The sequence below is a fragment of the Brevundimonas sp. R86498 genome (genome assembly GCF_044598075.1).
Taxonomy (GTDB): Bacteria; Pseudomonadota; Alphaproteobacteria; order Caulobacterales; family Caulobacteraceae; genus Brevundimonas.
On sequence record NZ_CP139004.1, the window covers coordinates 405357 to 415628 of the forward strand.

General features: G+C 63.6%; 12 protein-coding genes. 7 read left to right on the forward strand and 5 right to left on the reverse strand.

Annotated features, from left to right (window positions below):
• Window positions 1-474, reverse strand: coding sequence for a YsnF/AvaK domain-containing protein (locus SJY26_RS02060; RefSeq protein WP_396594507.1), 474 nt, complete (start codon window positions 472-474; stop codon window positions 1-3).
• A gap of 153 nt (window positions 475-627) precedes the next feature.
• Window positions 628-1374, reverse strand: coding sequence for a hypothetical protein (locus tag SJY26_RS02065; RefSeq protein ID WP_396594508.1), 747 nt, complete (start codon window positions 1372-1374; stop codon window positions 628-630).
• Window positions 1375-1705: 331 nt separating this feature from the next.
• Between SJY26_RS02065 and SJY26_RS02070 the strand changes: the two genes are divergently transcribed.
• From SJY26_RS02070 to SJY26_RS02080, 3 genes are read left to right on the forward strand one after another with little or no spacing between them, the layout of a single operon-like run.
• Window positions 1706-2173, forward strand: a complete 468-nt coding sequence (locus tag SJY26_RS02070) for a hypothetical protein (RefSeq protein WP_396594509.1) — start codon at window positions 1706-1708, stop codon at window positions 2171-2173.
• 9 nt (window positions 2174-2182) lie between these two features.
• Window positions 2183-3184: a L,D-transpeptidase family protein gene (locus SJY26_RS02075; RefSeq protein WP_396594510.1), complete on the forward strand. Its 1002-nt coding sequence runs from the start codon at window positions 2183-2185 to the stop codon at window positions 3182-3184.
• Between the two features lie 3 nt (window positions 3185-3187).
• Window positions 3188-4246 (forward strand): AI-2E family transporter, encoded by a 1059-nt coding sequence (locus tag SJY26_RS02080; RefSeq protein WP_396594511.1) that lies wholly within the window; start codon window positions 3188-3190, stop codon window positions 4244-4246.
• Between the two features lie 49 nt (window positions 4247-4295).
• On the opposite strand, the gene SJY26_RS02085 is transcribed toward SJY26_RS02080, so the two are convergent.
• From SJY26_RS02085 to SJY26_RS02095, 3 genes are all read right to left on the reverse strand, one after another.
• Complete coding sequence (locus tag SJY26_RS02085; RefSeq protein WP_396594512.1) at window positions 4296-4469, reverse strand: DUF1328 domain-containing protein; 174 nt, start codon at window positions 4467-4469, stop codon at window positions 4296-4298.
• 364 nt (window positions 4470-4833) lie between these two features.
• Window positions 4834-6339: an amidohydrolase family protein gene (locus SJY26_RS02090; protein ID WP_396594513.1), complete on the reverse strand. Its 1506-nt coding sequence runs from the start codon at window positions 6337-6339 to the stop codon at window positions 4834-4836.
• Window positions 6340-6487: 148 nt separating this feature from the next.
• Window positions 6488-7729: a helix-turn-helix domain-containing protein gene (locus tag SJY26_RS02095; RefSeq protein ID WP_396594514.1), complete on the reverse strand. Its 1242-nt coding sequence runs from the start codon at window positions 7727-7729 to the stop codon at window positions 6488-6490.
• Between the two features lie 343 nt (window positions 7730-8072).
• On the opposite strand from SJY26_RS02095, the gene SJY26_RS02100 reads away from it, so the two are divergent.
• The 4 genes from SJY26_RS02100 to SJY26_RS02115 are packed head-to-tail and all read left to right on the forward strand — an operon-like array spanning window position 8073 to window position 10186.
• A complete protein-coding gene (locus tag SJY26_RS02100) occupies window positions 8073-8651 on the forward strand; it encodes a DUF2975 domain-containing protein (RefSeq protein ID WP_396594515.1) in 579 nt (192 codons plus the stop codon).
• Complete coding sequence (locus SJY26_RS02105) at window positions 8648-8863, forward strand: helix-turn-helix domain-containing protein (RefSeq protein WP_396594516.1); 216 nt, start codon at window positions 8648-8650, stop codon at window positions 8861-8863. The genes SJY26_RS02100 and SJY26_RS02105 overlap by 4 nt, the downstream gene beginning before the upstream one ends.
• Window positions 8864-8895: 32 nt before the next feature.
• Window positions 8896-9480, forward strand: a complete 585-nt coding sequence (locus tag SJY26_RS02110) for a serine hydrolase (protein ID WP_396594517.1) — start codon at window positions 8896-8898, stop codon at window positions 9478-9480.
• Window positions 9374-10186, forward strand: coding sequence for a serine hydrolase domain-containing protein (locus tag SJY26_RS02115; RefSeq protein WP_396594518.1), 813 nt, complete (start codon window positions 9374-9376; stop codon window positions 10184-10186). Before SJY26_RS02110 ends, SJY26_RS02115 begins: the two co-directional genes overlap by 107 nt.
• Window positions 10187-10272: the final 86 nt, after the last annotated feature.

A 10272-nucleotide genomic window follows, 5' to 3' on the forward strand; every position in this document is an offset into this window, starting at 1 on the left:
TCAGGGATCGCGATCGGGATTGACCGCCTTGGTTAGGCTTTCAGCTTCGGGCCGGCCTTGGCTTCGCCCGTCCCCGTCAGCCTGCGGACCAGGTCCGCGTTCGACGACCGCGCGCATGGAGCGTCGCGTCGCGTCGATTTCGATGGGGGCCTTGATGGTGGTACGCCGGATGTGGAGTTCCTCGACGAGGTGCAGCCGTTTGGTCACGACCAGCCGTTCTTCAACGACGGGCACGATCAGGACGTCCCCCTCCTCCCGCACCACCGGGGCGGTCTCGAGCGCTACATCACGCTTCACGCGTTCGACGTGGACGCTTTCGACCAGAAGGTTCTCGCGTAGTCTGACGTCTTCCTCGTCGACCACAGTGCGCAGACGCACTGTCTCCGCTTGAGAAAGTTGTTTTTCTATAATGACGTCTTCCTGTGCCAACAGGACCGCGCCTTCATCATCTGGAAGTTGGTCGAGCTTGGTCATCTGTATTCAGTGTCCAGCGATCGGGGCACCACTGTCATTTCTCTCTTCTGGATCAATGTTGGCGGATGACCAGGGCGATACGGGTCTGGCTGCCGTGGAGGGGGGGGGTCCTGAGGGGTGCCGCAACGGCACCCCTCACCGCGCCCGCTTGCCTCAGATACGCGTCGAAGTGACGCCGGTCGTTCCGGTCTGGGCTGTACGACTTCTGTCGTCGGCGATCGACCCGTCCCGCGGTTCGGTGGTGCCGAAGCTGCGCGTCTCACCGCTCACGGGCGTGGCCCGATACCGGGCGCGTTCGGCCATGACACGGTCCCGATCATACGGCTCGGCCTTGGGGTCGAAGCGTTCCCAACCCTGTTCGCGATAGGCCTGCCCGCGGGTCTTTGCGACAACGCCACCGTGGCGCTCCAGTGTGCGGATGACGTCATTGGCCTGGTCGTCTTCGGCACGCACGCTGACCAGCGACCCGCCGCGACGAACACCCTCGGCGTAAACATGGGCGTCCTCCTCGCTCTCGCCGTCTTCCGTCAGGGCCCCGATCAGGCCGCCAGTGGCACCGCCGGCGACCGCGCCACCCACAGCACCCGCAGCCGTCGAGGCCAGCCATCCGGCTGCAACCACGGGGCCGACGCCGGGAATGGCGAGCATGCCGAGCCCGGCGAGCAGTCCCGCGCCGCCGCCAAGCGCAGCGCCCACGCCGGCACCGGTCGCCGCGCCTTCGCCGGCGTTATCGTCGTGGTCCTTGTCGCGGCGCGTTTCAGTTGTATGGCCGGCCGTGTGCCATTGCTCAGTATTGTTGGAGATGAGGCTGATGTCGTGGACCCTGCCGTCTTTTTCCAGACCTCGAACCGCATCGAGCGCGTCGGAGTGGTGATCGAACAGGCGTGTGATCGTCCGCATGGTTGTAGATTCCTTTCAGGAACGGCCGCGCGATAAACGAAGAACACTGACGGCTCCTAGTGCGCTGGCCCGGTTAGGGTGACGCCGATTCAACCGAACCGCACCGATATCGTTCAAAAATGATCGCCGCTGTTCATTCACATCAATGTGAGACCGCGCGTCTTAGATAACCAGCAACCGCATGCGCAGTACAATATTGAAAACTATGATTATAATACACAATCACAGTAACCAGAGCCCCCCTGAGATCGGCGCTTATGTTTGCGGCCCTGGAACAGATGCCTTCCTGCTCCGTTTTGGCCTTATCTCGAACACGATCAGGAGCATCGCCATGCGCTTTCGCGCGAACATCACCCTACCCGCCCTGCTGGCCGCTGCATCGCTCGCCGCCTGCTCGGAATCGGAGGAGCCGCGCAACGCGGCGATCAACCCCGACCTGAACACCAACACCACGGGAACACAGACGGAGGGAGCCAACTCCTTCACCGAGGATCAGGCCCGCGGCCACGCCGAGAACGCCGGATACACAAACGTCTCGCCCATGACCAAGACCGAGGATGGACTCTGGCAGGGCACGGCCACCCTGAACGGCGAGCCCGTGAACGTTTCCGTGGACTACCGCGGTGCCGTGACCAACACCGCTGCGAGCAATGCCCCGCCCATGGCAGTAAACGATGGAGCCATGGCACCCTCCGCTACGAACCAGGGTGCGCCGGCGACCGCGACGACATCCCAGAATCCGGCCGCGATGCCGGGTGCCACGTCGGCCGAGATGCGTCGCACCGGCGAGCGCGGCTAAGGCAAATCCATGTCGGCCCGCCCTGTATGGACCATCGCCCTGATCGGGGCGATGGTCGTGTGGCTGTCGATCTTCGTCGCGTCGGGGCAGGCATCGCTGCCCGACCCAGACCGGGTCAACCCGGTAGCGCCGGATGCGGAAACGCTGGCGACGCCAGCGAAACGCGCGCCTTTCAAACTCGCCGATTTGCTCGTGTCCGGCCATCGGCACGACCAGGCCGGCCTCGCAGCACCTGACGGCAGCAGCACCCTTGCGATATCGGGTCCCATGACCGGCGAACGGTTAGCTCTGGCTCGTCGACTGGACATTAATGCGGCGCGCCAGGATGCGGTCGAGCAGACGCTTCCCCGGACGTTTGTCCTCGTCAACATCCCCCAGGCGCGCCTGTGGATGGTGCGGGACGGGAAGGTCGAGGGATCCATGCGCGTCATCGTCGGGCGGCCCGATCAGCCGACCCCCGAAATGACGGCGGAAATCACCCACGTGATCCTCAACCCGCGCTGGAACGTGCCGCAGGACATCGTGCGGTCGACCCTCGCGCCAACAGCGGCGCGGTCCCGTGGCCGCAGCCTGACCGACGCGGGCTTCGAAGTCCTGTCGAGCTGGCAGGACGATGCCGTTGTTGTCCCGGCCCGCGAAATTGATTGGCGGGCCGTCGCGGCAGGACGAACCGAGGCCCCCGTGCGTCAGAAGCCGGGGGCGGATAACGTCATGGGGTCGGCGAAATTCGTGATCACCAATGACGACGGCATCTATCTCCACGACACCCCTGACCGGCGCGCGTTCCGGAACTCGCGCCGGACCTTGAGCGCCGGCTGCATCCGCGTCGAGGACTATCGGCACCTCGTGAATTTTCTGGTCCCGCAACCGCTTTCGCCGGGACGAGACCCCGACCGTCCTACCTATATCCGTCTCGGAGCGCCGATGCCGATCTACCTGACCTATATCACCGCCGCCGCAAGCGACGGGAGGCCTGTGCTCTTCCCCGATCCCTATGAGCTGGACAGCTGATCCATGAGCGAAACCGCCCGCCCGGCTCCGCCGCCTGCCCCCGGCTTCGTCCACAAGGCGCTGTTTATTGCGGGTTTGATCATCGTCCTGGCGCTCGCCTGGAAACTGGCGGGCGTTCTTCTGCTGGCGTTCGCCGCCGTGATCATCGCAGTGCTCGTTCGCAGTCTGGCGGACCCGATCCGCGAGCGCACCGGCCTTGGAACGGGGCTCAGCCTGACCCTGGCCTCGTCCATCATCATGATCGTGCTGGTCGCGTCGGGCTGGCTCTTTGGATCCACGATCACCTCCCAGCTGGACGCCCTCGCCGACCGCATTCCCCGATCGCTGGATGAGCTGGAAACCCTCCTGGAAGCCCTGCCTTTTGGCCGGGAGATCGCCAGCCGCCTGAACGGTGCCGCCACGCCGGATTTGCAGAACATGGTTGGCCAGGTTGGCGGGTATGTGATGGCGGTGACCGGCGCGGGGGCCAATCTGCTTCTGGTTATCGTCGCCGGCCTGTTCTTCGCCGCCCAGCCTGGGCGCGCCCGGGACGGGCTGTTGTTGCTGGCTCCGAAGGGACCGCGCCAGTCGCTTCTTGAGGCCGCCAATGAGAGCGGCCGCGCGCTTCGCCTGTGGTTGATCGGGACGCTCGCCTCCATGGTGGTCGTCGGCTTTCTGACCGGCATCGGCACAGCCCTGATCGGTCTGCCGTCACCGGTCGCGCTTGGCCTTTTCGCCGGATTGGCAGCCTTTGTTCCCATCGTGGGACCGGTGGTGTCCGTCGTGCCGGCCGTCCTCCTCGCGCTGGATCAGGGCCCGGAAATGATACTGCTCACCGTGGCGGTCTATTTCGTCGTTCAACAGGTCGAGAGCAATCTGATCTACCCGTTCATCCAGAAGCGGGCGGTCGACCTTCCGCCCGTCCTGACCCTGTTCGGCGTTCTGGCGATCGGCACACTGTTCGGCCCGCTTGGCGTCGTGTTCGCCTCGCCGTTACTCGTGGTCGGTCTGGTATGGATCAAGCTGCTTTATATCCGCAACACGCTCGGTGAAGACACCCCGCTGCCCGGGCGTAGTCAATAGGCTGGAGCCGGACGCCATCGCAGCGCCGGTCAGCCGGGACGGGCGGAACTCAGGTTATCTTTTTGTAGATCGTGAGCCCCAGAACGGCAAAGGCTACAGCGACAATAACGGCCAGCCAGAACAGAATAATCGCAATGTCGATGAAGGCTCCTGCGATCCCAGCGAAGCCCAGGACGCCAAGGACGAGGGCGAGGATGGCGAATATGGCTGCCCACTTCAGCATGGCGGGACCTTTCTCTGTTTTCTGGGGACGCCTGGTCAACGCCACAGCGACGGTGCCTGTTCCGAACGGGTCGCCGACTTTCGACAGGAGGTGCTGCAGGATGGGGCCGGACGTCGGCCGCGCTTTCCGGTCGTCCTCGGAGCAGTTGATGTGTTTTCAGACGAGGCCGATGCCGGCGGGGGCCAGAGGGATGGGAACGCGGAGTGGGTTTAGCGATGGAGACGACTTGCCCTGAGTTGCCCACTTTTACGGCCGCGGTGCCCGAGCGCGGGATAGGCTTTGCGCCGGCATTGTCTGACAAGCTGTGCCGTGACGACCCTCCGGGGTGACCAGGTGGGATCTGCCATCAGCTCTGGATAGCTGCCTAACTCGCTGTATTCGCGGCCTTTACGGCCTCCAGAATGGCGTCCAGCGCTCCGCGGTTCAGATATCTGCCGTTCAGAACGACAGCGTCGATCGCCGATGTGTTCTCGATGTCGACAAGCGGATTCTCGTTGAGCAGGACCAGGTCGGCGCGGCGACCCACATCGATAACGCCCGCATCGCTGTCCATGATGCGCGCCGGGGCGGCGGTTGCGGCGTGGAGCGCCTGTGCCGCCGTCATGCCGGCCCCGTTCAGTGATTGCAGTTCGTCGTGGAGGGAAAAGCCCGGGACGCTCATCCATCCATTGGCGTCCGTTCCGGCGAGAATAGTGACTCCCGCATCGACCATCGCTCTCAGCAATATGCGGTGCGCCTCTTCGCGCGCGGCCCAGAACTCCCTGTTCGACGCGATCTGTCCGGGGGTGTCACCGGCGTACGCCTCGAACTTGTTGCTGCCCGGGAGCCATCCGAATCCCAGCGGGGCGTAACCTTCGACGATGCCGGGGTTGGCGTATTCGAGCGGCGTATCCGCGATGAGAGCGTCCAGATCAAAGACCTGGTCTGCAAGGTTTTCCGAGAAGCGGAGCGTGCTGTGAACGGCGATGTCGCTCTCGTTCAGGTCCGCCGCGATCTCGTCTTTCCTGCTCTCCACGAATGCGATGAACGCCCCGCTTCCCTGACTTTTAAAACTCCCGAACTCGTTCAGCAGCGCCTTCACGAGTTCCTCGATATGGGCGATCTCGCGAAGCTTGGTGGTGCGCAGTTCGTTCAGCGGCATGCTGTCGGGCAGGTGGCCGACCGTTGGAACATTCAGCTCCTCGGCCACATCCAGAATGGCGCGGTAGCTGTCCATGGTCAGGAAGCCGTACAGCTTGATGCCGTCGTGCCCCCGGTCGATGAAGGCGCGCGCATCGTCCCGGGCTTCCTGCGCATTCGCCGTCGCGTGCGTGTTGAAAACGCTCTCGACGAACCAGATGACCAGCGGTTCGGGGATCCAGCCCGGGGCCGACCCTGCGGACCAAAAGCCGTCCACCGAGTTCATTGACGGAGAGGACACGTGGAAACGCGGGCCGATGCGGCCGTTCCGGATTTCATCCCTCAGCGCCAGATCAGAGGCCGACCCACCCATGCTCCGGATCTGCGTCACCCCGTTGGCCACATAAAGCAGGAGGTCGTTGGGACTACGCTGGAGGTGAACATGGGAATCCATGAGGCCGGGGATCAGAAACTTTCCGCGTCCATCGATCCGCGTCACGCCTTGAGGAATGTCGTCGCCGGCCGAAATCGAAACGATCTGCCCGTCGCGCACCAGAACCGTCCTGTCCGCCAGCATCTGCGAACCATCCGGCGACAAAACGCTGACATCGATGATCGCTATCGGCTCATTCTCGACCTGGAATTGACCAGGATCGACGATCCGGGTTGCGCCGCCGTAGATGCGATCGACGGTGCGAGTGGTCAGAAAGAACAGCGCGGCGGCCGCCAGCACGATCAGGACCGCGATCACGCCGCCGACCCTGAAGCCCCACTTCCTCATGGTGCTCATTTGCATCTGAAACCTCCGGCATCCGATTTGCTATGGTGGGCCAGGTCTTGCAGATCGGATCGGGACAGGCGTCCGGACTTATCGAACTGGACGTCCGCAGATCACCTTGTCAGATCGCCCGCACGGAGTTCGCCGTTCGGAACTGGCTCGGCGTCGACCCGGTGTGCCGCCTGAAGATCGCGTTGAACGTACTCTTGGACGAGAATCCCGCTTCCAGCGCGATATCGAGGACGTTTTGTTCGGTCCGCCTGAGGCGTTCACACACAAAGTCGATCCGATAGCCGTTGATGAACTCATAGAAGTTCTTCCCGGCGTGGCGGTTCAGGACCTCGGACAGGTGGTGTTTGCTTAGTCCTGTCGAAACCGCCAGCCGCTCCAGGGTCAGGCCGCAATCCAGATAGAGTTTGTCGGCTTCGACCCGCCTTCTGACGGTTGCGAAAAGTTCAGCGCGGATCGACGCATCAAGTTCGCCTTGCCGTGGCGATCCGCCTGCATCCAGTGGATGGAGTACGGCCGTGGGCTGCTGGTCCGAAAGCGCCGAAATCGTAAAGAACCCGGGATTTCGCCACTGAATGATGGCGATGACATAGATGAATATGGCCAGCAACACGCTGGCGACATCGGGCAGGAGTGTCGGCGCGGACGTCGGCCCCGGGATCGCTTTCAACGACCAGACGACGAGGTTGAAGGCCTGCAGGGCCAGCAGCCAATTGAACACGTCGGGATTGAAGTTGGACAGGTTGTCATTGGCCTGTCGCCGATATCGCCAGACGATCCAGCCCGTCCAGACGGCGTATGCGTAGGCGATCGCAACGGGCAAATGCTCGGCGATCTGCAGTCGAATGGAGCGCGGTCGTTCTCCCGCAATCCATTCGGCCATCTTCCCCGGATCGGCCAGCGACACGTCGGCTGTCAGTGCGTAGCAAAGCAATACCGGGATGAGGTGCAGGAAGTCACGCTCTCTCAAAGGGGTGCCGAGAAGCGCGCTACGGCAGTAGAGATAACCTAAAGGCCCCAATGCCACCGGCAGGAAAAACACCAGACCGATGGTCGACGCAATAATGGCGCTCCCCGTGTTCATCAGCATGAAAGGGATCGAAAATGTCAGGCCGATCATGAGGCAGATCAACCCCAGAATTCGACTTGCTGCGGTCATTCGCCTGTCGGTGACGAGTAAGCCCGACAGTAGAAATCCCTGAAACATGCCGATAAATGATATGTATTGGATCACCGAAGCCAATATCCAGCGCTCTTTCTGTTCACCATCTCTATCAATGACGTAATCGCATTCATGTAAGCCCGTCAGGCAGATTCTGCGCCGGCTCGCCCTGGTGAGTCCGGTGCTGAACACGATCCGCTCTGTCCGCGACAGCTAAACCCGGCTGTTATCAGGCACCAGGCCACGGCACATGATATCGCATCGTTCAGGCAATAGCGCGTGAGCCGAGGTTAAACCTGGATGCCGAAGCGGATCTGGGAGTCGCCGGCGCGCCAAAGGCGGACAGTTGCGGGAAGCCGAACTTCGGACGACAGGCCTTGACGCCTGACGGCGCTGCAGAGCGAATCTTACGTATAACATAATATGCGTATTGTTTTACGTAAACTTCTAGGCCATACGGGACGCTGAAAGGTGTTTCTCGATGCCCACCCGACTCCTGTCCCTGATGTTGTCATGCGCCCTTTCGGTCGCGGTCGTGCTGTCCCTCGCCGCCGCAGCATTCGCCGTCATCGGGCCGCTGGTGGGCCAACCCCTCGACACCGGATTTTCGGTCGTCTGCGCAGGCGGCCCGGGCTCGGGCTGTGCGGCTGAGCCTGACATTGCGGGCGTGCGGCTGGTGCTTGACCGGGGAGATCTGACGCTCGCCGCGCCATCTCTGGCCGCTACCGTCCTGCGCGTGCTTGACGTCGGTCTGACGGGCGGTTTCTGGGTGGCCCTGATCTGGATGCTGCGGCGGTTCAGCCGCCACGTGTCGCAGGGAAGGCCCTTCACGTCCGGCGCCACCCGACGGCTGTCGTGGATGGGCGTGCTTCTGCTCATCTACCCCGTCTGGGAACTGATCCGCTCCGCCCTCTGGCAGGCGATCGTGATCCCGCAGCCGTCCGACGGCGTCGTGCTCGTTCACAGCCTTGCGCAGGACGCGCCGGCGGGTGCGCTGAGGCTTCTGCCGGACTTTTCTCCGGGGCTGGTGCTGGCCGGACTGGTGCTCCTCGTCGTCGCGCAGGCCTTCAGGATCGGCGTCGAGGTTCAACGTGACAGCGATGAAATCGTATGACGCGTATCGTCATCCGCATCGATGAGATGATGGCCCGTCGCAAGATGTCGCTGACCCAGCTGGCCGAAGAGGTCGGCATCTCAACGACGAACCTGTCCCTGCTCAAGAACGGGCACGTCAGAGGCGTTCGTTTCAACACCCTCCTGGCCATTTGCCGCGCGCTGGACTGTCGGCCCGGCGACCTGCTGGACATAGGCGAGGACGAAAAATGAGACGGCTTCCGATCCGGATGGGCGGAGCGTTGTTGGCGGCGGCGCTCGCATGGGGGCCTGCCTTCGCCGAATACCCACTCATCCCGGTGCCGGTGCAGGCCAGCGTGCGTGCAGCCGTGGACGACGGCGGGCGCGTCGGCGTGGTCATCGGCTATCACCGGGACGGACGGAGCGCCTTTTTCTCCTACGGCTCGACCGCCGTGGATGACGGGCGACCGGTCGATCCGGACACGATCTTCGAGGTCGGCTCGGTCACAAAGCTCTTCACCGCAGAGACCCTGGCGGCCATGGCGGTCGCAGGGGAAGTGGAGCTGGACACGACCCTCGCCGAGATATGGCCGGAACGCCGGTCGGCAGGAAGGATCACCCTCGGCGATCTCGCGACGCACCGGGCCGGTCTGCCGCGGGATATTCCGGCCGGGGCGTTGATCGGCAATGACGAGATGGCGTTGCTGGCGGCGCTCGAACTCGTCATCTTCCGACGCGGACATCGACTACTCCAACGCAGGCATGGCGATTCTGGCACGCGCGCTCGTCAGCCGGACCGGCCAGCCGACGCAACTGCTGGTCGAGCGCCGGGTCTCACGTCCCATGGAGCTCGACAGCACCGGCTATGAACCGGTCGATCCCAACCGTCTTGCGCGGGCCCACGTGGGCGGCGCCGACATCAGCGACACGCGGCCGCAGACCGCCGACATCGCGCGGGGCGCAGGCGGGTTGCACACGACGGCGCGCGATCTGCTGAGCTTCCTTCAACAGCACATTGCCCCCCAACCCGGGCGCGCCAGCCAGATTGTCGAAGTCGCGCTTTCGGGAGAAGGCTGCGTACCGCTGGGTTGGCAGGTCCATGAGCAAGACGGCCGCCGGATTTTTCATCACAGCGGAGAGGCGAACGGATACCAGGCCTTCGTCGGTTTCCACGCCGCGGAGGGCGGCGTGGCTGTCGTCCTGCTGACGAACTCGTCCGAGGAGGACGGCCTCCAGACCATCGCCCTTCACCTGCTTGATCCGGCTGTGGCGCTGCCGGCGTTCGCTCCGCGTCCGAGCCCTTCGGAGCCCGGCACCTTCAACGGACATCTCGGCGTCTATGTGATTGAGGGCATGGAGAACGGGAACCGCATCGCGTTCGTCGATCTGGGCGAGTCGCTCGGCTATATCGAAACAATGCCGGACGGTGGGCTGGTGCGACGCGCCCGGCTGGAGGAATCCGCGCCCGGCCAGTTCCGTCTGCCCGGCACGCCCGTTCGCATCCAGTTCGAAGACGGGGGCGGGGTCCGCATGATGGTCGGTGAGCAGATCCTGCATCTGATCCCTCAAAACTGACGTGGATGGACGATCCGGTGCAGCGGGTCGCCCCCCGCCGGCTCACTTTGCAGGGGGCTCGGAAGCGGACTTCCGAACCGCCGCGA

Excerpts from the sequence above, each read along its gene's own strand:
- SJY26_RS02060 (WP_396594507.1), bottom strand. The coding sequence starts at position 474 with ATGACCAAGCTCGACCAACTTCCAGATGATGAAGGCGCGGTCCTGTTG.
- SJY26_RS02085 (WP_396594512.1), bottom strand. The coding sequence starts at position 4,469 with ATGCTGAAGTGGGCAGCCATATTCGCCATCCTCGCCCTCGTCCTTGGC.
- SJY26_RS02075 (WP_396594510.1), top strand. The coding sequence starts at position 2,183 with ATGTCGGCCCGCCCTGTATGGACCATCGCCCTGATCGGGGCGATGGTC.
- SJY26_RS02115 (WP_396594518.1), top strand. The coding sequence starts at position 9,374 with ATGGCGATTCTGGCACGCGCGCTCGTCAGCCGGACCGGCCAGCCGACG.
- SJY26_RS02080 (WP_396594511.1), top strand. The coding sequence starts at position 3,188 with ATGAGCGAAACCGCCCGCCCGGCTCCGCCGCCTGCCCCCGGCTTCGTC.
- SJY26_RS02070 (WP_396594509.1), top strand. The coding sequence starts at position 1,706 with ATGCGCTTTCGCGCGAACATCACCCTACCCGCCCTGCTGGCCGCTGCA.
- SJY26_RS02065 (WP_396594508.1), bottom strand. The coding sequence starts at position 1,374 with ATGCGGACGATCACACGCCTGTTCGATCACCACTCCGACGCGCTCGAT.
- SJY26_RS02105 (WP_396594516.1), top strand. The coding sequence starts at position 8,648 with ATGACGCGTATCGTCATCCGCATCGATGAGATGATGGCCCGTCGCAAG.